The organism is Citrobacter sp. Cpo126, assembly GCF_030332445.1.
GTDB classification, from domain to species: Bacteria; Pseudomonadota; Gammaproteobacteria; order Enterobacterales; family Enterobacteriaceae; genus Citrobacter; species Citrobacter portucalensis.
In genome coordinates this window covers 192,428-216,661 of sequence record NZ_JAOWHT010000020.1, presented here as the reverse complement: position 1 = coordinate 216,661, position 24,234 = coordinate 192,428, and the positions used below count along the sequence as shown (strand labels likewise).

The 24,234-nt window shown below is 53.1% G+C and carries 20 protein-coding genes and 1 pseudogene; 13 read left to right on the top strand and 8 right to left on the bottom strand.

Annotated features, from left to right (window positions below):
- Nucleotides 1-128: 128 nt before the first annotated feature.
- Nucleotides 129-392, bottom strand: coding sequence for a 30S ribosomal protein S20 (gene rpsT, locus OGY17_RS01755; RefSeq protein WP_003018940.1), 264 nt, complete (start codon nt 390-392; stop codon nt 129-131).
- A 105-nt stretch (nt 393-497) separates the two neighbouring features.
- Here rpsT and OGY17_RS01750 point away from each other — a divergent pair.
- The 7 genes and pseudogenes from OGY17_RS01750 (at nt 498) to rihC (ending at nt 7,510) form a co-directional block, all read left to right on the top strand.
- Nucleotides 498-713: pseudogene (locus OGY17_RS01750) on the top strand (DUF2575 domain-containing protein).
- A gap of 7 nt (nt 714-720) precedes the next feature.
- The gene (gene ribF, locus OGY17_RS01745; RefSeq protein WP_003829725.1) at nt 721-1,659 is read left to right on the top strand and encodes a bifunctional riboflavin kinase/FAD synthetase; all 939 of its coding nucleotides are present in this window, start codon (nt 721-723) and stop codon (nt 1,657-1,659) included.
- A 37-nt stretch (nt 1,660-1,696) separates the two neighbouring features.
- Nucleotides 1,697-4,513: an isoleucine--tRNA ligase gene (gene ileS / locus OGY17_RS01740; protein WP_220395070.1), complete on the top strand. Its 2,817-nt coding sequence runs from the start codon at nt 1,697-1,699 to the stop codon at nt 4,511-4,513.
- Nucleotides 4,513-5,010, top strand: coding sequence for a signal peptidase II (lspA, locus tag OGY17_RS01735; RefSeq protein WP_003018932.1), 498 nt, complete (start codon nt 4,513-4,515; stop codon nt 5,008-5,010). The genes ileS and lspA overlap by 1 nt, the downstream gene beginning before the upstream one ends.
- A 117-nt stretch (nt 5,011-5,127) precedes the next feature.
- Nucleotides 5,128-5,577, top strand: a complete 450-nt coding sequence (fkpB, locus tag OGY17_RS01730; RefSeq protein WP_003018929.1) for an FKBP-type peptidyl-prolyl cis-trans isomerase — start codon at nt 5,128-5,130, stop codon at nt 5,575-5,577.
- Between the two features lies 1 nt (nt 5,578).
- Nucleotides 5,579-6,529, top strand: coding sequence for a 4-hydroxy-3-methylbut-2-enyl diphosphate reductase (ispH, locus tag OGY17_RS01725; RefSeq protein ID WP_003018925.1), 951 nt, complete (start codon nt 5,579-5,581; stop codon nt 6,527-6,529).
- Between the two features lie 66 nt (nt 6,530-6,595).
- A complete protein-coding gene (gene rihC / locus OGY17_RS01720; protein ID WP_213752500.1) occupies nt 6,596-7,510 on the top strand; it encodes a ribonucleoside hydrolase RihC in 915 nt (304 codons plus the stop codon).
- Here the strand turns inward: rihC and OGY17_RS01715 are convergent, their stop codons facing one another.
- Nucleotides 7,511-8,419, bottom strand: coding sequence for a LysR family transcriptional regulator (locus OGY17_RS01715; RefSeq protein WP_267454161.1), 909 nt, complete (start codon nt 8,417-8,419; stop codon nt 7,511-7,513).
- 92 nt (nt 8,420-8,511) lie between these two features.
- On the opposite strand from OGY17_RS01715, the gene OGY17_RS01710 reads away from it, so the two are divergent.
- The 5 genes from OGY17_RS01710 (at nt 8,512) to caiF (ending at nt 15,753) form a co-directional block, all read left to right on the top strand.
- The gene (locus OGY17_RS01710) at nt 8,512-9,144 is read left to right on the top strand and encodes an alanyl-tRNA editing protein (protein WP_267454162.1); all 633 of its coding nucleotides are present in this window, start codon (nt 8,512-8,514) and stop codon (nt 9,142-9,144) included.
- A 268-nt stretch (nt 9,145-9,412) separates the two neighbouring features.
- Entirely contained in the window at nt 9,413-10,234 is an 822-nt protein-coding gene (dapB, locus tag OGY17_RS01705) for a 4-hydroxy-tetrahydrodipicolinate reductase (RefSeq protein WP_060682771.1), read from the top strand.
- Nucleotides 10,235-10,689: 455 nt separating this feature from the next.
- Nucleotides 10,690-11,838 carry a glutamine-hydrolyzing carbamoyl-phosphate synthase small subunit gene (carA, locus tag OGY17_RS01700; RefSeq protein WP_003829709.1) on the top strand — a complete coding sequence of 383 codons (1,149 nt, stop codon included), beginning with the start codon at nt 10,690-10,692 and terminating at the stop codon, nt 11,836-11,838.
- A 17-nt stretch (nt 11,839-11,855) separates the two neighbouring features.
- Nucleotides 11,856-15,080: a carbamoyl-phosphate synthase large subunit gene (gene carB / locus OGY17_RS01695; protein ID WP_003829707.1), complete on the top strand. Its 3,225-nt coding sequence runs from the start codon at nt 11,856-11,858 to the stop codon at nt 15,078-15,080.
- Between the two features lie 277 nt (nt 15,081-15,357).
- A complete protein-coding gene (caiF, locus tag OGY17_RS01690; RefSeq protein WP_003829705.1) occupies nt 15,358-15,753 on the top strand; it encodes a carnitine metabolism transcriptional regulator CaiF in 396 nt (131 codons plus the stop codon).
- 76 nt (nt 15,754-15,829) lie between these two features.
- Here caiF and caiE read toward each other — a convergent pair whose 3' ends face one another.
- The 6 genes from caiE to caiT all read right to left on the bottom strand — a co-directional run bounded on the left by caiE (nt 15,830) and on the right by caiT (nt 22,972).
- Nucleotides 15,830-16,426, bottom strand: coding sequence for a carnitine operon protein CaiE (caiE, locus tag OGY17_RS01685; protein WP_008786161.1), 597 nt, complete (start codon nt 16,424-16,426; stop codon nt 15,830-15,832).
- A 55-nt stretch (nt 16,427-16,481) separates the two neighbouring features.
- Nucleotides 16,482-17,267, bottom strand: a complete 786-nt coding sequence (gene caiD, locus OGY17_RS01680; protein WP_008786162.1) for a crotonobetainyl-CoA hydratase — start codon at nt 17,265-17,267, stop codon at nt 16,482-16,484.
- A gap of 54 nt (nt 17,268-17,321) precedes the next feature.
- Nucleotides 17,322-18,875, bottom strand: a complete 1,554-nt coding sequence (gene caiC, locus OGY17_RS01675; protein WP_048227113.1) for a crotonobetaine/carnitine-CoA ligase — start codon at nt 18,873-18,875, stop codon at nt 17,322-17,324.
- A 61-nt stretch (nt 18,876-18,936) separates the two neighbouring features.
- Nucleotides 18,937-20,154 (bottom strand): L-carnitine CoA-transferase, encoded by a 1,218-nt coding sequence (caiB, locus tag OGY17_RS01670; protein ID WP_286606309.1) that lies wholly within the window; start codon nt 20,152-20,154, stop codon nt 18,937-18,939.
- Between the two features lie 123 nt (nt 20,155-20,277).
- Nucleotides 20,278-21,420, bottom strand: coding sequence for a crotonobetainyl-CoA dehydrogenase (gene caiA, locus OGY17_RS01665; protein ID WP_003018898.1), 1,143 nt, complete (start codon nt 21,418-21,420; stop codon nt 20,278-20,280).
- A gap of 34 nt (nt 21,421-21,454) precedes the next feature.
- Nucleotides 21,455-22,972: an L-carnitine/gamma-butyrobetaine antiporter gene (gene caiT / locus OGY17_RS01660; RefSeq protein ID WP_267445134.1), complete on the bottom strand. Its 1,518-nt coding sequence runs from the start codon at nt 22,970-22,972 to the stop codon at nt 21,455-21,457.
- 479 nt (nt 22,973-23,451) lie between these two features.
- On the opposite strand from caiT, the gene OGY17_RS01655 reads away from it, so the two are divergent.
- Entirely contained in the window at nt 23,452-24,222 is a 771-nt protein-coding gene (locus tag OGY17_RS01655; RefSeq protein ID WP_267445135.1) for an electron transfer flavoprotein FixA, read from the top strand.
- Nucleotides 24,223-24,234 lie beyond the last annotated feature (12 nt).

Below are 24,234 nucleotides of genomic sequence, written 5' to 3'. Positions count from 1 at the left end.
ACAGGCTGGTCAGGAAGAGCGTGAACGAGCGAGAACAACATCAGTGGCTAAAGAGAAAAACGTCAGATAGCAGGCATAAAAAAACCCGCTTGCGCGGGTTTTTTCACAAAGCGACAACAAGCAGGCGATTAAGCCAGTTTGTTGATCTGTGCAGTCAGGTTTGCTTTATGACGTGCAGCTTTGTTTTTGTGGATCAGACCTTTAGCAGCCTGACGGTCCACGATTGGTTGCATTTCGTTAAATGCTTTCAGTGCAGTAGCTTTGTCGCCAGCTTCGATAGCTGCGTATACTTTCTTGATGAAAGTACGCATCATAGAGCGACGGCTAGCGTTGTGCTTGCGGGCCTTTTCAGACTGAACGGCGCGCTTCTTAGCTGATTTGATATTAGCCAAGGTCCAACTCCCAAATGTGTTCTATATGGACAATTCAAAGGCCGAGGAATATGCCCTTTTAGCCTTCTTTTGTCAATGGATTTGTGCAAATAAGCGCCGTTTAAATTGCAGCACTCGTTGCGTAGTGATGGCGCAGGATTCTACCAGCTTGCGTGGCGTGAATACAGCTTTTCCACGAGAAAAATTGCATTGGCGTGCCCATGAAGGTCTGCAATTTGTTTCATAACAATGAAAACAATCCTCTTTCTGTTTCGTAGAAACAATCGCCGGTTAACGTTGACCGCGGTACAGGGTATACTTTCACGATTTTCACTGTTTTGAGCCAGACATGAAGCTGATACGAGGCATACATAATCTCAGTCAGGCCCCGCATGGGTGTGTGCTGACTATTGGTAATTTCGACGGCGTGCACCGTGGCCACCGTGCGTTGCTGCAGGGTTTACGGGAAGAAGGGCGCAAACGCAATTTACCGGTGATGGTGATGATTTTCGAGCCGCAGCCGCTAGAGCTGTTTGCGACCGACAAGTCACCTGCGCGCCTCACTCGCCTGCGCGAAAAACTGCGTTATCTGGCGGAATGCGGCGTGGACTACGTGCTGTGCGTGCGTTTTGACAGGCGCTTTGCGGCATTAACGGCGCAGACCTTCATCAGCGATCTGCTGGTTAAGCGCCTTGGTGTACAATTTCTTGCCGTTGGTGATGATTTCCGCTTTGGCGCTAGCCGAGCGGGCGATTTCTTGTTATTACAGGAAGCGGGCGCTGAGTATGGTTTTGATATCACCAGCACCCAAACCTTCTGCGAAGGCGGTGTGCGCATTAGCAGCACTGCGGTACGTCAGGCGCTGGCAGAAGATAACCTGCAACTGGCCGAAAGCCTGCTTGGGCATCCTTTTACTATCTCAGGACGTGTCGTTCACGGTGATGAATTAGGGCGCACCATCGGTTTTCCGACGGCAAACTTACCGCTGCGTCGCCAGGTTTCTCCGGTGAAAGGGGTTTATGCGGTTGAAGTGATGGGACTGGGTGACAAACCGTTGCCCGGCGTCGCCAACATCGGCACCCGCCCGACGGTAGCAGGCGTACGCCAACAGTTGGAAGTGCATCTATTGGACGTTGTAATGGACCTGTATGGTCGCCATATAGATGTAGTACTGCGTAAAAAAATACGCAGCGAACAGCGATTTGCCTCGCTGGATGAACTAAAAGCGCAGATTGCGCGTGATGAGTTGACTGCCCGTGAATTTTTTGGGCTAACAAAACCGGCTTAATGCCTATACGAGTTTTAAATACGGAACCGAGAATCTGATGAGTGACTATAAATCAACCCTGAATTTGCCGGAAACAGGGTTCCCGATGCGCGGCGATCTCGCCAAGCGCGAACCGGGAATGCTGGCGCGTTGGACTGATGATGACCTGTACGGCATCATTCGTGCGGCCAAAAAAGGCAAAAAAACCTTCATTCTGCATGATGGCCCTCCTTATGCGAATGGCAGCATTCATATTGGTCACTCGGTTAACAAGATTCTGAAAGACATTATCGTGAAGTCCAAAGGACTCACGGGTTATGACTCGCCTTACGTTCCGGGCTGGGACTGCCACGGTCTGCCGATCGAGCTGAAAGTAGAGCAGGAATACGGCAAACCGGGCGAGAAGTTTACCGCCGCTGAGTTCCGTGCCAAGTGCCGCGAATACGCAGCGACCCAGGTTGACGGTCAGCGTAAAGACTTTATCCGTCTTGGCGTACTGGGCGACTGGTCGCATCCGTACCTGACCATGGACTTCAAAACCGAAGCCAACATCATTCGTGCGCTGGGTAAAATCATCGGCAACGGTCACCTGCACAAAGGTGCGAAGCCGGTGCACTGGTGCGTTGACTGCCGTTCCGCGCTGGCGGAAGCGGAAGTTGAGTATTATGACAAAACCTCCCCGTCCATCGACGTGGCGTTCCACGCCGCCGATCAGGATGCGGTGAAAGCGAAATTTGGCGTTTCTGACGTCAACGGCCCGATCTCTCTGGTTATCTGGACCACTACCCCGTGGACGTTACCGGCGAACCGCGCAATCTCTCTGGCACCTGATTTTGACTATGCGCTGGTGCAGATTGACGGCCAGGCTGTGATTCTGGCTAAAGATCTGGTTGAAAGCGTCATGCAGCGTATTGGCGCGGCTGAATACACCATTCTCGGCACCGTTAAAGGCGCTGAGCTGGAACTGCTGCGCTTTACCCATCCGTTTATGGGCTTTGATGTGCCAGCTATCCTTGGCGATCACGTTACGCTGGATGCGGGTACCGGTGCGGTTCATACCGCTGGCGGTCACGGTCCGGATGACTACGTCATCAGCCAGAAATACGGTCTGGAAATCGCTAACCCGGTTGGCCCGGACGGTGCATACCTGGCGGGTACCTATCCGGATCTGGACGGCGTGAACGTCTTTAAAGCCAACGACAAAATCGTTGCGCTGCTGAGCGAAAAAGGTGCGCTGCTGCACGTTGAGAAGATGCAGCACAGCTACCCATGCTGCTGGCGTCACAAGTCACCGATCATCTTCCGCGCGACCCCACAGTGGTTCGTCAGCATGGATCAAAAAGGCCTGCGCGCACAGTCGCTGAAAGAGATCAAAGGCGTGCAGTGGATCCCGGACTGGGGCCAGGCGCGTATTGAATCGATGGTTGCTAACCGTCCTGACTGGTGTATCTCCCGTCAGCGTACGTGGGGTGTGCCGATGTCTCTGTTTGTTCACAAAGACACCGAAGAGCTGCATCCGCGCGCTATCGAACTGATGGAAGAAGTGGCTAAACGCGTTGAAGTTGACGGTATCCAGGCGTGGTGGGATCTCGATCCGAAAGATATCCTCGGCGACGAAGCTGACCAGTATGTCAAAGTCCCGGATACGCTGGACGTGTGGTTCGACTCTGGTTCAACCCACTCCTCCGTCGTGGACGTACGTCCTGAGTTTGCAGGCCATGCGGCAGATATGTATCTGGAAGGCTCTGACCAGCACCGTGGCTGGTTCATGTCATCTCTGATGATCTCCACCGCCATGAAAGGCAAAGCACCTTATCGCCAGGTACTGACTCACGGTTTCACCGTTGATGGTCAGGGCCGTAAGATGTCCAAGTCTATCGGTAACACCGTTTCTCCGCAGGATGTGATGAACAAACTGGGCGCGGATATTCTGCGTCTGTGGGTGGCTTCAACCGACTATACCGGTGAAATGGCCGTTTCTGACGAAATCCTGAAACGTGCTGCCGACAGCTATCGTCGTATCCGTAACACCGCGCGCTTCCTGCTGGCGAACCTGAACGGGTTCGATCCGGTTAAAGACATGGTGAAACCGGAAGAGATGGTGGTTCTGGACAGGTGGGCGGTAGGTTGTGCGCAAGCGGCGCAGGACGAAATCCTGAAAGCCTATGAAGCCTATGACTTCCACGAAGTGGTACAGCGCCTGATGCGCTTCTGCTCCGTCGAAATGGGTTCGTTCTACCTCGACATCATCAAAGACCGTCAGTACACCGCGAAAGCGGACAGCGTGGCGCGTCGTAGCTGCCAGACTGCGCTGTTCCATATCGCTGAAGCGCTGGTTCGTTGGATGGCGCCGATCATGTCCTTCACCGCCGATGAAATCTGGGGCTACCTGCCGGGCGATCGTGAGAAGTACGTCTTTACCGGTGAGTGGTACGAAGGTCTGTTTGGCTTAGGCGAAACCGAGGCGATGAACGATGCCTTCTGGGACGAGCTGCTGAAAGTGCGTGGCGAAGTGAACAAAGTCATCGAACAGGCGCGTGCGGATAAGAAAGTCGGTGGTTCTCTGGAGGCTTCAGTGACCCTGTACGCTGAACCTGAGCTGGCGGCGAAACTGACCGCGCTGGGCGAAGAGTTGCGTTTTGTACTGCTGACCTCTGGTGCGACGGTTGCGGATTATGCAGCGGCTCCTGCTGATGCTCAGCAGAGCGAACTGCTCAAAGGTCTGAAAATCGTACTGAGCAAAGCCGAAGGTGAGAAATGCCCGCGCTGCTGGCATTACACTACCGACGTCGGCAAGGTGGCGGAACATGCAGATATCTGCGGACGCTGTGTCAGCAACATCGCCGGTGATGGCGAACAACGTAAGTTTGCCTGATGAGTAAGCCTCTTTGTTCAACAGGACTACGCTGGCTGTGGCTGGTGGTAGTCGTGCTGATTATCGATTTAGGCAGCAAATACCTGATCCTCCAGAACTTTGCTCTGGGGGATACGGTGTCGCTGTTTCCGTCGCTTAATCTGCACTACGCGCGTAACTATGGTGCGGCGTTTAGCTTCTTAGCCGACAGCGGCGGCTGGCAACGTTGGTTCTTTGCCGGCATCGCCATCGGTATTTGCGTCATCCTGATGGTGATGATGTATCGCTCGAAGGCGACCCAGAAGCTGAACAACATCGCGTATGCGTTAATCATTGGCGGTGCACTGGGCAACTTGTTCGACCGCCTGTGGCACGGCTTCGTGGTTGATATGATTGACTTTTACGTCGGCGACTGGCATTTCGCGACTTTCAATCTGGCCGATACTGCTATCTGTATCGGCGCGGCATTGATTGTTCTCGAAGGCTTCCTGCCGTCGAAAGAGAAAAAAGCCGCATAAAAAAATGCCGGATGGCGCTATGCTAATCCGGCCTACAATATACTGCGATCCTTGTTGGCCCGGTAAGCGTACCGCCACCGGGCAAACAGGCGGCAGCAATTTTAAAGAGCAACCTGCATGTCTAAATCAGTACAGAGTAACAGTGCGGTGCTGGTGCACTTCACCCTTAAGCTCGACGATGGCTCAACCGCAGAGTCAACCCGCAATAACGGCAAGCCTGCGCTGTTTCGCCTGGGCGACGGTTCTCTGTCTGAAGGACTGGAACAACACCTGCTGGGGCTAAAAGAAGGTGATAAAACCACTTTTGCTCTGGAACCGGATGCCGCCTTTGGCGTGTCAAGTCCGGACTTAATTCAGTATTTCTCGCGTCGGGAGTTTATGGACGCGGGCGAGCCAGAAATTGGCGCTATCATGCTCTTTACCGCAATGGACGGCAGTGAGATGCCTGGCGTGATCCGCGAAATCAACGGTGATTCGATCACGGTTGATTTCAACCATCCGCTGGCCGGGCATACCGTTCATTTTGATATTGAAGTGCTGGAAGTCGAACCGGCACTGGAGGCGTAAAATGCAGATCCTGTTGGCCAACCCGCGCGGTTTTTGCGCTGGCGTAGACCGCGCTATCAGCATTGTGGAAAACGCGCTGGCTATTTATGGCGCGCCGATTTATGTCCGTCACGAGGTGGTGCATAACCGCTATGTGGTGGATAGCCTGCGCGAGCGCGGCGCTATTTTTATCGAGCAAATCAGCGAAGTGCCGGATGGCGCGATCCTGATTTTCTCCGCTCATGGCGTATCTCAGGCGGTGCGTAACGAAGCCAAAGGCCGTGACCTCACGGTTTTTGATGCGACCTGCCCGCTGGTAACGAAGGTCCATATGGAAGTTGCCCGTGCCAGTCGTCGTGGCGAAGAATCCATTCTGATTGGTCACGCCGGGCACCCGGAAGTCGAAGGCACGATGGGCCAGTACAGCAACCCGCAAGGGGGAATGTATCTGGTTGAATCACCGGATGATGTGCTGAAACTGAATGTGAAAAATGAAGGAAAATTATCCTTCATGACGCAGACAACGCTTTCCGTTGACGACACTTCTGACGTTATTGATGCGCTGCGTCAACGCTTCCCGAAAATTGTCGGGCCGCGCAAAGACGATATCTGTTATGCCACCACCAACCGTCAGGAAGCGGTTCGCGCGCTGGCGGAACAGGCTGATGTTGTGCTGGTGGTCGGCTCTAAGAACTCCTCTAACTCCAACCGTCTGGCTGAACTGGCCCAGCGAATGGGGAAAGCGGCGTATTTGATTGACGATGCGACCGACATTCAGGAAGCGTGGGTGAAAGAAGCGAAGTGTGTGGGTGTGACGGCCGGAGCCTCGGCGCCGGATATCCTGGTGCAAAACGTGATTGCTCGCCTGCAAGAGCTTGGTGGTGGGGAAGCGATCCCACTGGAAGGCCGCGAAGAGAACATCGTTTTCGAAGTGCCGAAAGAGCTGCGTGTGGATGTTCGTGAAGTAGAGTAAGTCTTTCCGGTTACGATTATGAGAAGATGCCAGACTTAACGTCTGGCATTTTTTTATGGAGAAACCATGCGCTTACCGATCATTCTTGATACCGATCCCGGCATTGATGATGCCGCCGCCATTGCCGCCGCGCTGTTTGCCCCTGAGCTGGATCTGCAACTGATGACCACGGTAGCAGGCAATGTGTCGGTGGAAAAAACCACCCGTAATGCGTTGCAACTGCTGCACTTCTGGAATGCGGATGTTCCGCTAGCGCAGGGAGCATCAATGCCGCTGGTGCGGCCGCTGCGTGATGCCGCTTCCGTGCACGGCGAGTCCGGTATGGAAGGGTATGAATTTGTCGAACACGACCGCCAGGCGATGGCAAAACCCGCCTTCCAGGCGATTCGTGATGCGCTGATGCATGCCCCGCAGCCCGTGACGCTGGTGGCAATTGGCCCGCTGACCAACATTGCGCTGCTGCTGACCCATTATCCTGAATGCGTATTCAACATTCACCGTCTGGTGATTATGGGCGGCTCTGCCGGGCGCGGGAACTTCACACCCAACGCCGAGTTTAATATTGCTATCGATCCCGAGGCCGCCGCGAAAGTCTTCCAGAGCGGGCTGGAGATTGTGATGTGTGGGCTGGATGTCACTAATCAGGCCATGCTCGCCCCGGACTATCTGGCAACGCTCCCCCAGCTTAACCAGACGGGAAAAATGCTGCATGCGCTGTTTAGCCATTACCGTAGCGGCAGTATGAATACGGGGCTGCGAATGCACGATCTGTGCGCCATTGCCTGGCTGGTGCGCCCGGAACTGTTTACCCTGCAGCCGTGTTTCGTGGCGGTTGAAACCCAGGGCGAATATACCTCGGGTACGACGGTAGTGGACATTGAAGGACGCTTGGGGCATCCGGCAAATGCGCAGGTTGCGCTGGGCCTGAACGTTGAGGGGTTCCAGCAGTGGGTGGCAGAGGTATTTGCCCGCGCGCTGTAATCAGGTGTTGTGCAACGGCACCTTCTCGCTGAGATAATCAATCATCGCCCGCATTCTGGCGGGCATATGTTGATTGCGCGTCCATAGCAGCCACAGTTCCCCGCTGTAGTCGCTGATAAATTCCCATTCTGGCAGTACCTGGACAATCTCGCCATTGGCGAGTGCCTCGCTGGCGGTGAACAGTGGCAGGCTGCCGATTCCCAGATCCTTTTTTATCGCGTCCAGACGTACACCGGTGTGGTTGGCGGCGTAGCGGCCATGAGTCTGAATGGTCTCCATGCGCTCACCGCGTCGAAACTTCCAGCGTGAATCCGCAGGTGTCTCGCCAAGACTGATACAGCTATGCTCTCTCAGTGCCTGCGGGTGCTCGGGCGTACCGTGCTTGCGTAAGTATTCGGGGGTTGCGCATATCACATGGCTGACCGGCATCAGCGGTTTCCCGTACAGGCCCGGGGAGGGCGACTGACTGATGCGCAGTGCAAGGTCGACGCCGTCGTCGATTAAATCCATATACCGGTCTTCCAGCCGAAGGCAGACGTCCACTTGCGGGTAGCGCGTAAAGAATTCGGCCATCAGTGGATGAATGACAAATCGCCCCACCGCTTTCGGCACGCTGAGGGTCAGTTGCCCTTGCGCGATGGTTTGTCGACTGCTGCCTGAGTCGACGGCCATTTGCGCCGCATGCAGCATTTCCTGCGCGTGTGCATACACAATTTTGCCCGTTTCGCTGAGCGCCAGCTTGCGCGTCGTACGGTGCAGCAGCTTACTGCCCAACGCCTTCTCGAGGCGTGAAGCGCTGCGGCTAATAGCGGAAGGCGTAGCACCCGAGGCTTTGGCGGCAGCGGAGAAGCTCCCCTGGTCGATAATCAACACAAAGGTGGCAAGGTCGGGAAGAAGGTTAGGGTTCATTTGTGCGTACCAGGCAAAGATGCATTGAACCAGCGCAGGATTATCGCCGTCAGTAAAGTGAATATACTCTTCCCATCAATAGGAGAGCAATCATGACTGAACGTCTTTATTACACCAGCGATAACACTGAAGGCCAGGCTAACTTACTGAGTTGCTCGGCTGAGCCGGATGGACGGTACGCGGTGGTACTGGATAGAACCCTTTTTCACCCGCAGGGAGGCGGGCAGCCTGCGGATGCGGGCTGGATTGATGATGAGCGGGTTGAAACAGTCCTCGCGAGCGGTGACGATGTGGTGCACATCGTGGCAAAACCGCTCCTCCCCGGCATCGTGAACCTTTGTGTGGATGCCGCACTGCGTCAACTGCACGCCCGCCTGCACTCGGCAGGACATCTTATCGGCCTGGCGGGTACAGCGTTCGGCTGGCTCCCGGTGAAAGCACACCATTGGCCCAATGAGGGGCGCATTACTTTCGCCGCCGGTGAAAACGGTACGTTACCGGATACGCTATTGCTGCAGGAGAAAATCAACGCCTGGCAGGCAGACAATCTCTCCAGACAAGTGACATTCACCGACGGGTTGCGGCAGGTTGGATTTGGTCATCTCCTCGCTTATCCCTGCGGAGGGACGCATGTTGCCCATCTCTCTGAGATTGGACCGGTGACGATTACTCAGGTGAAGATGAAAAAAGGGCAAATGATCGTCAACTACACACTCGTGCCATAAAACCACATTCGCGAAAATATCTACGCAGACTGGCTGGTTTGTGCTCGTATTTCCGTCGTTTTCCCATCATTTCGCGCCATACTGAGTAAGTTTGACTTCTTTCCTGTGCTCCAGCAATGATTCATCCTGCGGGATGAATCATGTCTTTTACTGATATTCCCCTCTGTTTATCATTAAATTCTAATTATGGGTGTTTTCAGCTAGCGGCCTCCGGGCGCGCTGGTTACTCTGAAAACGGTTTACGCAATTTTTATAAAAGAGAATAGCTATGCATGAAGCACAAATCCGTGTCGCCATTGCCGGCGCCGGTGGCCGCATGGGACGGCAGTTAATCCAGGCCGCCATGGCGATGGAAGGTGTTCAATTGGGTGCCGCGTTAGAGCGCGAAGGCTCGTCCTTACTGGGAAGCGATGCCGGAGAATTAGCGGGGGCTGGAAAAACGGGCGTTACCGTGCAAAGCAGCCTTGAAGCGGTGAAAGATGATTTCGATGTTTTCATCGATTTTACCCGCCCGGAAGGCACGCTGGCGCATCTGGCGTTTTGCCGCCAGCACGGTAAAGGGATGGTGATTGGCACCACCGGCTTTGACGATGCCGGCAAACAGGCTATTCGTGATGCCGCGCAGGAGATTGCGATCGTTTTTGCCGCGAACTTTAGCGTCGGCGTGAACGTTATGCTTAAGCTGCTGGAGAAGGCGGCGAAAGTGATGGGCGATTACACCGATATTGAGATTATTGAAGCTCACCACCGCCATAAAGTTGATGCGCCGTCAGGCACTGCGCTGGCGATGGGCGAGGCGATTGCCGGGGCGCTGGATAAAGATTTAAAAGAGTGTGCCGTCTATTCGCGTGAAGGTTACACCGGCGAGCGCGTACCGGGCACGATTGGTTTTGCCACGGTGCGGGCGGGGGATATCGTCGGTGAGCATACCGCGATGTTTGCTGATATTGGCGAGCGTATTGAGATCACGCATAAAGCGTCCAGCCGCATGACTTTTGCCAATGGCGCAGTGCGTTCGGCAATTTGGCTAAAATCAAAGTCAAATGGTCTTTTTGATATGAAAGATGTGCTTGATTTACGCAGTTTATAGCTTTCATTACCCTTCGTGATGTGGTTATTGTAATCATAATTATTTGATTACATAGGGCAATATTTTATTGCCCTTTTATTTTTAGATTCTGAATGTGTTTTTTCTTTTAATTGGTTATTTTTCTATGTTTTGTTGGGTTATTCTGTTATCTCAATGTAAATTTTGACCAAATGGTCCACTTTTTTCTCTCCCGCATTCTGTTTTTACACTCTTTGCCTGCCGCAAGCGTTTTCCACCCTGAGTTAGCTGATCTTTTTGCCTGTTAAATCGTGTGTTTTATCCCAGTGGCGCAAAATAATAATAAAAAAAGCCCTTTTGGGTAGACTTTTGTGTGAGCTATCTCTAGAATGCCGCCGTTTGCCAGAAATCCATAGGTAAGCAAATTTGCATTGATTCATGAGGTGTTAATGAATTAATATGCAAATAAAGTGAGTGAATATTCTCTGGAGGGTGTTTTGATTAAGTCAGCGCTATTGGTTCTGGAAGACGGAACCCAGTTTCACGGTCGGGCCATAGGGGCAACAGGTTCGGCGGTTGGGGAAGTCGTTTTCAATACTTCAATGACCGGTTATCAAGAAATCCTCACTGATCCTTCCTATTCCCGCCAAATCGTCACTCTTACTTATCCTCATATCGGTAATGTCGGCACCAATGAAGCCGATGCAGAATCTTCTCAGGTACATGCGCAAGGCCTGGTCATCCGCGACCTGCCGCTGATTGCCAGCAACTTCCGCGATACTGAAGACCTCTCTTCTTACCTCAAGCGCCATAACATTGTGGCGATTGCTGATATCGATACCCGTAAGCTGACGCGTTTGCTGCGTGAAAAGGGCGCACAGAACGGCTGCATCATCGCGGGCGATAACCCGGATGCGGCGCTGGCACTGGAAAAAGCAAAAGCTTTCCCAGGCCTGAACGGTATGGATCTGGCGAAAGAAGTGACCACCGCGGAGCCTTATAGTTGGACGCAGGGGAGCTGGACGCTAGCCGGTGACCTGCCGGAAGCGAAATCTGCCGATGAAATGCCGTTCCACGTTGTGGCTTACGATTTCGGCGCCAAACGTAACATTCTGCGTATGTTAGCGGACCGCGGCTGCCGCCTGACGGTTGTACCGGCGAAAACCTCAGCAGAAGACGTTCTGAAGATGAATCCGGACGGTATTTTCCTGTCCAACGGCCCTGGCGACCCGGCGCCGTGCGACTACGCAATTACCGCGATTCAGAAATTCCTCGAAACCGATATTCCGGTATTTGGCATCTGCCTCGGCCATCAGCTGCTGGCGCTGGCGAGCGGTGCGAAGACCATTAAGATGAAGTTTGGCCACCACGGCGGTAACCATCCGGTAAAAGATATTGATAACAACACCGTGATGATCACCGCGCAGAACCACGGTTTTGCTGTAGATGAAGCCTCAATGCCTGCCAACCTGCGCGTGACCCACAAGTCACTGTTCGACGGCACCTTGCAGGGGATTCATCGTACCGACAAACCGGCGTTCAGCTTCCAGGGGCACCCTGAAGCGAGTCCGGGTCCGCACGACGCAGCACCGTTGTTCGACCACTTTATCGAGTTAATTGAGCAATACCGTCAGTCCGCGAAATAATCAGGAGTAAAAGAGCCATGCCAAAACGTACAGACATAAAAAGTATCCTGATTCTGGGCGCGGGTCCGATTGTTATCGGTCAGGCGTGTGAGTTTGACTATTCCGGCGCGCAGGCGTGTAAAGCCCTGCGTGAAGAGGGTTACCGCGTTATTCTGGTGAACTCCAACCCGGCAACCATCATGACCGACCCGGAAATGGCCGATGCCACTTACATCGAGCCGATTCACTGGGAAGTGGTGCGCAAAATTATTGAGAAAGAACGCCCGGATGCGGTGCTGCCAACCATGGGCGGTCAGACAGCGCTGAACTGTGCGCTGGAACTGGAACGCCAGGGCGTACTGGCTGAGTTCGGCGTGACCATGATTGGCGCAACGGCGGATGCCATTGATAAAGCGGAAGACCGTCGTCGCTTCGATATCGCGATGAAGAAGATTGGTCTCGACACCGCACGTTCAGGCATCGCTCACACCATGGAAGAAGCGCTGGCGGTTGCCGCTGACGTTGGCTTCCCGTGCATTATCCGCCCTAGCTTCACCATGGGCGGCACCGGTGGCGGTATCGCCTACAACCGCGAAGAGTTCGAAGAAATCTGCGAACGCGGTCTGGATCTTTCCCCAACCAACGAGCTGCTGATTGATGAATCACTGATTGGCTGGAAAGAGTACGAGATGGAAGTGGTGCGTGATAAAAACGACAACTGCATCATCGTCTGCTCCATCGAAAACTTCGACGCGATGGGCATCCATACCGGTGACTCCATCACCGTAGCACCTGCCCAGACGCTGACCGACAAAGAATATCAAATCATGCGTAACGCCTCGATGGCGGTACTGCGTGAAATCGGCGTGGAAACCGGCGGTTCTAACGTCCAGTTTGCGGTAAACCCGAAAAACGGTCGCCTGATTGTCATCGAAATGAACCCTCGCGTATCCCGCTCCTCGGCGCTGGCGTCCAAAGCTACTGGCTTCCCGATTGCGAAAGTTGCCGCCAAGCTGGCCGTAGGTTACACCCTCGACGAACTGATGAACGACATCACCGGTGGCCGTACTCCGGCCTCGTTTGAACCGTCCATCGACTATGTTGTGACGAAAATACCACGCTTCAACTTCGAGAAATTCGTTGGTGCTAACGACCGCCTGACCACGCAGATGAAATCTGTCGGTGAAGTGATGGCGATTGGCCGCACCCAGCAGGAATCGTTGCAGAAAGCGCTGCGCGGTCTGGAAGTGGGCGCGACCGGCTTCGACCCGAAAGTAAGCTTGGACGACCCGGAAGCACTGACTAAAATCCGTCGCGAGCTGAAAGACGCTGGCGCTGAGCGTATCTGGTACATCGCCGATGCCTTCCGTGCTGGCCTGTCCGTCGATGGCGTGTTCAACCTGACCAACATCGACCGCTGGTTCCTGGTGCAGATTGAAGAGCTGGTACGTCTGGAAGAAAAAGTCACCGACCTTGGCATCAACGGCCTCGACGCTGACTTCCTGCGCGTACTGAAGCGCAAAGGCTTCGCCGATGCGCGTCTGGCGAAACTGGCCGGCGTTCGCGAAGCGGAAATCCGCAAACTGCGCGACCAGTACAATCTGCACCCGGTCTACAAACGCGTGGATACCTGTGCGGCAGAATTTGCCACCGACACCGCTTACATGTACTCCACCTATGAAGATGAGTGCGAAGCGAACCCGTCCGTTGACCGCGATAAAATCATGGTGCTGGGCGGTGGTCCAAACCGTATCGGTCAGGGTATTGAGTTTGACTACTGCTGCGTACACGCCTCGCTGGCGCTGCGCGAAGACGGTTACGAGACCATCATGGTCAACTGTAACCCGGAAACCGTTTCAACTGATTACGACACCTCTGACCGCCTGTACTTCGAACCGGTCACGCTGGAAGACGTACTGGAAATCGTTCGTATCGAGAAGCCGAAAGGCGTCATTGTACAGTACGGTGGACAGACCCCGCTGAAGCTGGCGCGTGCGCTGGAAGCGGCAGGTGTACCGGTTATCGGTACCAGCCCGGATGCCATCGACCGCGCGGAAGACCGCGAGCGTTTCCAGCAGGCGGTTGACCGTCTGAAGCTGAAACAACCGGCGAATGCTACCGTAACGGCTATCGAACAGGCTGTTGAGAAGGCGAAAGAGATTGGCTACCCGCTGGTAGTGCGTCCGTCGTATGTTCTCGGTGGTCGCGCGATGGAAATCGTCTACGACGAAGCCGACCTGCGTCGCTACTTCCAGACCGCAGTCAGCGTTTCTAACGATGCGCCGGTACTGCTGGACCGTTTCCTTGATGACGCGGTTGAAGTGGACGTGGACGCTATCTGCGACGGTGAAATGGTGCTGATTGGCGGCATCATGGAGCACATCGAACAGGCGGGCGTGCACTCCGGTGACTCCGCATGTTCTCTGCCAGCGTACACCCTGAGCCAGGAAATTCAGGATGTGATGCGCCAACAGGTGCAGAAACTGGCCTTCGAACTGCAGGTTCGCGGTCTGATGAACGTCCAGTTTGCGGTGAAGAATAACGAAGTTTACCTGATTGAAGTGAACCCGCGTGCGGCACGTACCGTTCCGTTCGTCTCCAAGGCAACTGGTGTACCGCTGGCGAAAGTCGCGGCGCGCGTGATGGCCGGGAAAACGCTGGCACAGCAGGGCGTAACCAAAGAAGTTATCCCGCCGTACTACTCGGTAAAAGAAGTGGTGCTGCCGTTCAACAAGTTCCCGGGCGTTGACCCGCTGTTAGGGCCAGAAATGCGCTCTACCGGGGAAGTGATGGGCGTGGGCCGTACCTTCGCGGAAGCGTTCGCCAAGGCACAGCTGGGCAGCAGCTCCACCATGAAAAAACAGGGTCGTGCACTGCTCTCCGTTCGCGAAGGCGATAAAGAGCGTGTGGTTGACCTGGCAGCGAAACTGCTGAAGTTTGGCTTCGAGCTGGATGCGACGCACGGGACCGCGATTGTTCTGGGTGAAGCGGGTATCAATCCACGTCTGGTGAACAAGGTGCATGAAGGTCGTCCGCACATTCAGGACCGTATCAAGAATGGCGAGTACACCTATATCATCAACACCACCGAAGGTCGTCAGGCGATTGAAGACTCCAAGCTGATTCGCCGCAGCGCGCTGCAGTACAAAGTGCATTATGACACTACGCTGAACGGCGGTTTCGCCACAGCGATGGCGTTGAATGCTGATGCCACCGAGAAGGTAACCTCGGTGCAGGAAATGCACGCGCAGATCAAAAAGTAATAAACAAAAGGTCCGGTGAATATTGCTCTAACCGGATCTGTAATATAATTTTGAAAGGGTTTCTGTAAAGAAACCCTTTTTTTGTCTTGCGTAAGGTCATTCCTGGACAGGTCCGTTTCCGTAACCACATTTTCAATGTAATAAGCACGATATTGCTCACACTAATCAACATTCAAGTCGCATACTATCCTTTATATCCACAATTTTAATATGGCTTAGTTTTTATTAATTTGGACAGGCCGTAGCCAGATTTTTAATTTGTGAAAATGGTGTGCTTATGTGTGAAAAATATGTTGAAAGACCGCTTTATTTGTTAATTGCTGACTGGATGATGGCCGAGGATCGTTGGATCACTGCAAAGGAAATTTCCCGCCATTTTGATATCGAGCACTGCAAAGCAATTAATACGCTCTCTTATATTCTGTCGGAAGTGGGAGAAATTGTTTGTGAAGTTAAGATGATCCCTAATCAGATTGCCGGTCGGGGTTGTCAGTGCCAGCGTCTGGTGAAAGTCGTGAGTATTGACTCTCATCTCTATAGCCGACTGAATCACAATTTGCAGGAGAAAAAGGTGAGCATGGCGAAAACGCCACGCCTGTCTGCCGTTCCTCCAACAGAGCTCAACCGTGAGCAGAAATGGCAGATGATGCTCTCCAAGAGTATGCGTCGCTAATAATCAGTTTGCCTGATGGCGGCATAAACGGTGATTGACGCGTAGGCCGGATAAGCGTGAGCGCATCCGGCATCAATTACTGTGCTGATTTGGGTTTTACGTCCGTTGTGCCTTTCAGGCGTGGCCGGTTTTCTTCGACCCGCGTTAAGGGCAGTGTTTCGTGTAGACCTGTGTGGCAGCGAGTTGCAAGATCCTGATACTCTTTGGTGTTTAGCCGTTTCCAGTGCAGTTCCTGGTCCGTGACTTCACGCAATACGCGAGCGGGTGAGCCAACCAGCATCTGCCTTGCCTCTCCCTGAAATCCGGCTTTGACAAAGCTCATGGCGGCGACAATGCTCTCTTCGCCAATCGCTGCGCCGTCCATAATGACGCTGTTCATGCCGATCAGCGCATCTCTGCCCACCACGCAACCGTGCAGGATTGCGCCATGGCCGATGTGTCCGTTCTCATGCACGATGGTGTCGGTGTCGCAGTAGCCGTGCATGATGCAGCCATCCTGCAAATTAGAACCTGCCTCCAGGATCAAGCGACCATAGTCACCGCGCAATGACGCGTGCGGGCCAATATAAACTCCGGCACCCACTATGACATCGCCAATCAGGACGGCGCTGGGATGGACAAAGGCATCCGGATGTACCACCGGAATCAGGCCCTCAAAGGCGTAGTAGCTCATCGTTTTATCTCGGTTTTATTGCCGGATAAGCGAATCGCTATCCGGCATCGGCACATTAACGACCTTTCCACACCGGGTCGCGTTTTTCGGCAAACGCCTGCGGTCCTTCAAGCGCATCTTCCGAATGCAGTACAGATGGATAGTGCTTCAGCACGCCGCTGCGGATGTAGCGGTAGCCTTCTTCCACCGTCATTTCGCTAGTGGTGCGATAGATCTCTTTCAGTGCGGCGATAGCCAGCGGGGCGCTATTGACCAACTGCTGCGCCAGTTCACGCGCGCTATCCATCAGTTCGCCCTGGCTGACAACGCGGTTGACGATGCCCCAACGCAGCGCTTCTTCGGCGCTCATTCGTCTGCCGGTCATCACCATTTCGTTGACGATTGCCGGTGGCAGCAGCTTAGGCAGACGCAGTACGCCGCCGCTGTCAGGCACGATCCCGAGCTTGGCTTCCGGCAGTGCGAAGCTGGCATTTTCCGCGCAGACAATAAAATCCGCCGCCAGCGCCAGCTCAAAACCACCGCCAAACGCATAGCCGTTTACCGCAGCGATGACCGGCTTATCGAGGTCGAAAATTTCGGTTAAACCGGCGAAGCCGCCTGGGCCAAAATCGGCATCTGGCGCTTCACCTTCAGCTGCCGCTTTTAAGTCCCAGCCCGCAGAAAAGAATTTCTCACCGCCGCCGGTGATAATCGCTACGCGTAATTCCGGGTCGTCACGAAAATTAAGAAACGCTTCACCCATGGCAAAGCTGGTTTTGGCGTCAATGGCATTGGCTTTAGGCCTGTCGAGGGTAATTTCCAGGATCGGGCCGTTACGGGTCAGATGTAATGAATCACTCATAGTTCATCTCCAGATAAATAGATTTCCCGGCAGGAGGAGTTCCTGTCGGAAGGGTTATTTCAGATTTTTTTTGATTATTTTTCCTGAACAATTGCGCGGCAGGTCGGTTCTTATCTCCATAAAAGAGGGAACCTTGAATTTCGCCATATTGTTTTCGCAGAAGCTGAAGAACTCGGCTTCGCTTAATGTTTCACCTTCATTAAGGACGATAAACGCTTTAATGGCTTCATCACGGATCGAATCTTTAATACCGACAACCACAATGTCCTGAATTTTGGGATGCGCAGAAATAATATTTTCCAGCTCGACGCAGGAGACATTTTCCCCGCCGCGTTTAATCATGTTGCAGCGCCTGTCGACGAAATAAAAATAGCCATCCTCATCCTGATAGCCCGAATCACCGGTATGCAACCAGCCCTCAGGTTCCAGCGCTTTGGCGGTAGCCTCCGGCTGCGCGTAGTACTCTTTGAAGATTGTTTTGCCCGGCACGCCTTTAATACAGATTTCGCCAATTTCTCCGGCGGGCAGGGGACGGTTGTGATCGTCACGGATTTCGGCTTCATAGCTAAATCCCACGCGGCCAATGGAGGGCCAGCGTCGTTTGTCACCGGGACGGTCGCCGATAATACCGACGATGGTTTCAGTCATACCGTAGGAGGTCAGCAGCCTGACGCCAAAGCGTTCGGTAAAATCGTCTTTTTCCTGCTCGGATAAATTGAGGTAGAACATCACTTCGCGCAGGTGATGCTGTCTGTCGGTTGGTGCAGCGGGCTGCACCATTAGCGTTCTGATCATCATCGGAATGCATTCGGTAACCGTCGCCTTATATCTATGCACCTGATTCCAGAACGCCCTGGCACTGTACTTCTCTAGCAGCACAAAGGTGCTGCCAGCGGAGAATGCGGGCATTGCGGCGGTACACTGACAATCGATATGAAACGCGGGCATCACCGTCATGTAGACGTCATCATCGCGCAGGGCGATTTGCCAGGCAGAGTAGTAGCCTGCAAAACGCAGGTTGTAGTGGGTAATTACCACCCCTTTAGGCCGTGAGGTGGTGCCTGAGGTAAACAGAATTTCCGCCGTATCGTCAGTGGATAACGCGGGCGTATAGCACAGCGTGGCGGACTGGCGGGATTGCAGTTGGGTAAAGTGACTCACGCCGTCGTCAGCCGGAAGCTGTTCGCCAATCAGACAGATATGATTAAGCGGGGTGCTATTTTCCAGCCGTATCTGGCGGTACATAGGATAAAACTGGGCGCTGGTGACCAGCAGACTTACCTGGCTGTTTTGCAGGATCCAGGCACTTTCTTCACCCAGCAAGCGGGCATTAATCGGTACCATGATGGCGCCAATTTTTGCCAGCCCAAACCAGCAAAAAATGAATTCCGGACAGTTATCCAGATGCAATGCGACCTTATCGCCCTTGCGGATCCCTAAGGAATGGAACAGGTTTGCCGTGCGGTTAATCTCTTCATTGAGCGAGGCATAGCTAAACTGCCGAACGATTCCTTCGCAGGATTCGAAAATTAACGCCGTTTTATCTCCGTACACCCCGGCCAGGTCGTCCCACATCTGACGTAAGTTTTGTCCGCCAACGATATCCATATTGCTTTATCCACTGAAATCAGGCGTGAGCGCTAACCATCGAGGGGTCAGCGCGTCGCGTTTATTCCTCAACTCTGGCCAGGCCTTTGCCGACCAGCTCATTTATGTCTGCTTCGCTATAACCAATATTTTTCAGAATGGCGGCAGTATCCATGCCATGTGACGGCATGCCACGCCAGATTTTCCCCGGGTTGTTTTTAAATTTCGGCATGATGTTTGGCCCTTTGCAGGTGCGGCCATCCATTGTTTGCCACTGCGTAATAGATTCACGGGCAACGTACTGCGGGTTGCCTTCCAGTTCAGGAATAGTCAGCACCTTCGCGCAGGCGATGTTCAGCTCAGCAAAGCGCGCCTGGACTTCGGCGATGGTGTGCGTTGCCAGCCAGGCGTCCAGTTTCTCTTCCACAAGCGGGCCGTAAGGGCATTCCACACGATGGATAAGCTGGGTGCCTTCCGGGACTTCCGGTGTGTCAAGAATGTGGGCGAGGCCAATATCCTTGAAGCATTCGTTGATTTGCGTGATGCCGACCAGCTCCATGACGATATAGCCATCGGCGCATTTATACAGGCCGCAGCCAGCGTAATACGGGTCTTTGCCTTTGGTCATGCGTGGGCAAATTTCTCCGCCGTTGAAGTAATCCATCATGAAATACTGACCCATGCGCAGCATCACTTCGTACATAGCGATATCGATGCTTTCACCTTTACCCGTTTCGCGCACTTTGTGCAGGGCCGCCAGCGCTGCTGTCGTTGCGGTCATCCCGGAGAAGTAATCGGCGGTGTACGGGAAGGCGGGCATTGGCTGATCCACGTCGCCGTTTTGGATCAGATAGCCGCTGAACGCTTGCGCGATGGTGTTATATGCCGGAAGATTGGTGTACTCCTCGGTACCAAACTGGCCGAAGCCGGAAAGGTGGGCGATAACCAGTTTCGGGTTATGTTCCCACAGCACTTCATCGGTAATACCTCGGCGGGCAAAGGCCGGACCTTTACTGGCTTCAATGAAAATATCGGTGGTTTCCATCAGCTTCAGAAACGCTTCCCGGCCTTCATCTTTGAAAATATTCAGCGACAGGGCGTGCAGGTTACGGCGTGAGAGCTGCGGATAGTTAGGCTGTACGCGGATGGTATCGGCCCATGCGACGTTTTCAATCCAGATAACCTCAGCGCCCCATTCGGCGAACATCTGTCCGGCGAACGGACCGGCAATTTCGATCCCTGAAAAGACAACGCGTACCCCGGAAAGCGGGCCGAAGGCTGGCATTGGTAAATGATTCATCATTTTTCTCCTGGCATTTATGGGTGTCCATGTAGGCCGGATAAGGCGCTCGCGCCGCCATCCGGCATTGATTGCCTGATGGCGACGCTAAGGCGTCTTATCAGGCCTACAGGTTGCGTCGTTCTATCGGTATTGCTTGAGTACCGCACGACCTAACGTCAGGATCTGCATTTCGTCAGAACCACCAGAAACACGGTCAACGCGCAGGTCACGCCAGAAACGCGTGATGCGGTGGTTGCCCGCGATACCAACACCTCCCAGTACCTGCATGGCGGTGTCTACCACTTCAAACGCGGCGTTGGCGCAGAAGTATTTACACATTGCCGCGTCACCAGAAGTAATGGTGCCGTTATCCGCTTTCCATGCGGCTTCCAACAGCATGTTTTTCATGGAGTTCAGTTTGATCGCCATGTGTGCGAACTTCTCCTGGATCAGCTGGAAACGGCCGATCGTTTCGCCAAACTGTACGCGTTGGTTGGCGTAGCGCGCGGCGTCTTCAAAAGCGCACATTGCCGTACCGTAGTTGGTCAGCGCGACGAGGAAGCGTTCATGGTCAAACTCTTCTTTCACACGGTTGAAGCCATTACCTTCCCGACCGAACATGTCTTTCTCGTCCAGTTCAACGTCATCAAAGGTGATTTCACAGCAGCTATCCATGCGCAGACCGAGTTTCTCCAGTTTGTTGACCTTGATACCCGCTTTGCTCATGTCAACAAACCACTCGGTATAAACAGGTTTATCCGGTGATGCACCATCTCTCGCCATCACTACGATGTACGGGGTATAGGCGCTACTGGTGATAAAGCACTTACTGCCATTAAGATAAACCTTACCATTTTTGCGTGTATAAGTGGTTTTCAGACTGCCAACATCCGATCCCGCTCCCGGTTCGGTGATCGCCGAGTTCCACATCTGCTTACCGGTCCCCTGGAACGCCATGATTTTATCAATTTGCTCTTGGGTACCTTCACGCAGAAAAGTGTTAAAACCGCCTGGTAATTGGTACAACACGTAAGTCGGTGCGCCAAGACGTCCGAGTTCCATCCAGACGGCGGCAACGGTGACAAAACCGGCTTCCAGCCCGCCGTGTTCTTCCGGGATCAACAGGCTATCGATGCCCATATCCGCCAGCGCTTTTACAAAACGCTCAGGGTAGACGCTGTCGCGATCGCACTCGGCAAAATAAGCTTCCCAGTTCTCACTGGCCATCAGTTCACGAATACCGGCGACAAACAGTTCCTGCTCGTCATTTAAGTTGAAATCCATCTTTCAGCCTCTTGATCAATTGGGTTAATAAGAATTACTTGTCTTTCCAGTGCACTTTGGCGTCTTTAATAAAGGACAGCGTCACCATGATGTTGACGAAGAACAGCGGACATCCCCCGGCGATAATTGCGGTCTGAATGGGCTTCAGCCCACCCAGCGCCAGCAGAACGATGCCGATGACGCCGACCAGAACTGACCAACCGATACGCACCAACAGCGGCGGTTCTTCACCATCACGAACTTCGCGACAGGTGGACATCGCCAGGGTGTAGGAGCAGGCGTTAATCAGCGTGACGGTGGCAATAAAGCAGAGGATAAAGAATCCCCACATGGTGGCGGTGCTGAGCGGTAAAGCAGCCCAGGTTTCGATAATGGCGCGCGCCACGCCGTGTTGTTCAATCAGCTGCGGGATGTTGAGAATGTTTTTATCCATCAGAAGCAGCGTGTTGCTGCCAAGGACGGTCCACAGGATCCAGGTGGAAGCGGTCAGGCCCAGTACCATCCCGAAACACAGTTCACGTACGGTACGACCGCGAGAAATACGTGCCAGGAAGATACTCATCTGGATAGCGTAAATAACCCACCACGCCCAGTAGAAAACAGTCCAGCCCTGCGGGAAGCCGCCTTTGCCGATGGCATCGGTATAGAACAGCATGCGCGGCAGATGCATCAGCAGCATGCCGACCGAGTCGGTGAAGTAGTTCATGATGAAGCTGGCGCCGCTGACGATAAACACCCAGCCGAGCATCAGGAAGCTCAGATAACTACGTACGTCGCTGGCGATCTTGACCCCTTTTTGCAGGCCGCAGGCCACGCAAATGGCGTTCAATATGATCCAGCAGGTAATGATGATGGCGTCGAGTTGCAGCGTATGTGGAATACCGAACAGCCATTGCATACACTCGGTTACCAGCGGGGTAGCGAGACCGAGGCTGGTGCCCATCGCGAAGATCAGCGCCACCAGATAGAAGTTATCGACGATGGTGCCGAACAAGCCCTTAGCATGCTTCTCGCCAACTAACGGTACCAGCGTGGAACTAGGGCGGATAACGTCCATTTTGCGTACAAAGAAGAAGTAGGCGAACGCGACTGAAAGGAAGCTGTAGGTCGCCCACGGCAGCGGTCCCCAGTGGAACAAGCTGTACGCCAGAGCTATCTCTTTTGCGCCAACGGAGTTGGGGGCGAGAGCAAACGGAGGGGTAGAGATATAGTAGTAGATCTCGATGGAACCCCAGAACAGCACCGCGGCGGATGTACAGGAAGCGAACATCATAAAAATCCAGCTGGCGGTACTAAACTCAGGTTTTTCGTCGCCTAATTTCTTTTTCGAATACGGGCCAAAGACCAACCAGAACCAGCCGAAGAGCATGACGACCATATACCATTCGAATGCCCAACCCCAGACGTTGGTGACATAACTGAATACCGCATTAATAACGATGTTAGCGGCATCAAGATCTCTTACTGTTAACCAACAAAGTATCCCAACAATTATTAATGGCGGAAAAAAAACCTTCGGTTCAATTCCCGACTTTCTCTTTTCATTTTTCATAAGTGAATTCCAGTGTGAAAACGAAATTTATTTAGCGTGCCCGTATGTGATCGTTTGTTTATTTGTTATTAATGATTTGTTGATAACTTTTTAACCTCTGGGCGCCTCAGTGAGTAACTCATAATGGGTATTCATTTCCGGCTATTCTGTTATCTGCGTCACACTTTCTTATGCTGGTTATTTTGTCTGAAAATACAAATAATTCCCTTATTAATCATAATGTTGATGTTGCTTTTTTAACTTTTTTAAGTGACTGGCGTTCAATATTGTTGAACCAGCAAACAATATTGAAAATTTTCGTATTTGACATGTTTCTTTCAATATTGGTGAGGTGCATAACACTATTGAAAGTTACGAATATCAATGTGTGACATTTTCAATATTGGTGATTAATGTTTTATTTCCGAATTAAAGAGCGTGATATCTGTATTTAACACCGCCGATATAAATACGTTTCCTTCATGATTTCTGGAGATGCAATGAAGATAATTACTTGCTACAAATGCGTACCTGATGAGCAGGATATTGCGATTAATAATGCTGATGGAACACTCGATTTCAGCAAAGCAGATGGCAAAATCAGCCAATATGATCTGAATGCGATCGAAGCGGCTTGCCAGTTAAAACAGCAGGTGGGAGAGGCTCAGGTTGTGGCCATGAGCGTCGGCGGCAAAGCGCTGACCAATGCAAAAGGGCGCAAAGATGTGCTCTCCCGTGGCCCTGATGAACTGATTGTTGTCATTGACGATCACTTTGAACAGGCGCTGCCGCAACAAACCGCCACTGCGCTGGCTGCCGCCGCACAAAAATCAGGTTTTGATCTGCTTATTTGCGGCGACGGTTCTTCCGATCTTTATGCACAGCAGGTTGGTCTGCTGGTGGGCGAAATGCTGAACGTGCCGGCGATTAACGGCGTGAGTAAAATCCTCTCTCTTACCGACAGCACGCTGACGGTAGAGCGTGAACTGGAAGATGAAGTTGAAACCCTGAGTATCCCGCTTCCGGCGGTGATCGCGGTCTCTACCGACATCAACACCCCTCAAATCCCTTCCATGAAAGCCATTCTTGGTGCAGCGAAAAAACCGGTCCAGGTCTGGTCGTCTGCGGACATTGGGCTGAACGGCGCGCAAGCGTATTCCGAACAACAGGTTGCCGCACCGAAGCAGCGCGAGCGTCAGCGCGTTGTGATTGAAGGTGACGGTGAAGAACAGATTGCCGCGATTGTCGAGAATCTTCGCAAAATCATTTAATTATCAGGGGAT

Coding starts and splice junctions, on each gene's coding strand:
- ribF (WP_003829725.1), top strand. CDS start 721: ATGAAGCTGATACGAGGCATACATAATCTCAGTCAGGCCCCGCATGGG.
- ileS (WP_220395070.1), top strand. CDS start 1,697: ATGAGTGACTATAAATCAACCCTGAATTTGCCGGAAACAGGGTTCCCG.
- lspA (WP_003018932.1), top strand. CDS start 4,513: ATGAGTAAGCCTCTTTGTTCAACAGGACTACGCTGGCTGTGGCTGGTG.
- fkpB (WP_003018929.1), top strand. CDS start 5,128: ATGTCTAAATCAGTACAGAGTAACAGTGCGGTGCTGGTGCACTTCACC.
- ispH (WP_003018925.1), top strand. CDS start 5,579: ATGCAGATCCTGTTGGCCAACCCGCGCGGTTTTTGCGCTGGCGTAGAC.
- rihC (WP_213752500.1), top strand. CDS start 6,596: ATGCGCTTACCGATCATTCTTGATACCGATCCCGGCATTGATGATGCC.
- OGY17_RS01715 (WP_267454161.1), bottom strand. CDS start 8,419: ATGAACCCTAACCTTCTTCCCGACCTTGCCACCTTTGTGTTGATTATC.
- OGY17_RS01710 (WP_267454162.1), top strand. CDS start 8,512: ATGACTGAACGTCTTTATTACACCAGCGATAACACTGAAGGCCAGGCT.
- dapB (WP_060682771.1), top strand. CDS start 9,413: ATGCATGAAGCACAAATCCGTGTCGCCATTGCCGGCGCCGGTGGCCGC.
- carB (WP_003829707.1), top strand. CDS start 11,856: ATGCCAAAACGTACAGACATAAAAAGTATCCTGATTCTGGGCGCGGGT.
- caiF (WP_003829705.1), top strand. CDS start 15,358: ATGTGTGAAAAATATGTTGAAAGACCGCTTTATTTGTTAATTGCTGAC.
- caiE (WP_008786161.1), bottom strand. CDS start 16,426: ATGAGCTACTACGCCTTTGAGGGCCTGATTCCGGTGGTACATCCGGAT.
- caiD (WP_008786162.1), bottom strand. CDS start 17,267: ATGAGTGATTCATTACATCTGACCCGTAACGGCCCGATCCTGGAAATT.
- caiC (WP_048227113.1), bottom strand. CDS start 18,875: ATGGATATCGTTGGCGGACAAAACTTACGTCAGATGTGGGACGACCTG.
- caiB (WP_286606309.1), bottom strand. CDS start 20,154: ATGAATCATTTACCAATGCCAGCCTTCGGCCCGCTTTCCGGGGTACGC.
- caiA (WP_003018898.1), bottom strand. CDS start 21,420: ATGGATTTCAACTTAAATGACGAGCAGGAACTGTTTGTCGCCGGTATT.
- caiT (WP_267445134.1), bottom strand. CDS start 22,972: ATGAAAAATGAAAAGAGAAAGTCGGGAATTGAACCGAAGGTTTTTTTT.
- OGY17_RS01655 (WP_267445135.1), top strand. CDS start 23,452: ATGAAGATAATTACTTGCTACAAATGCGTACCTGATGAGCAGGATATT.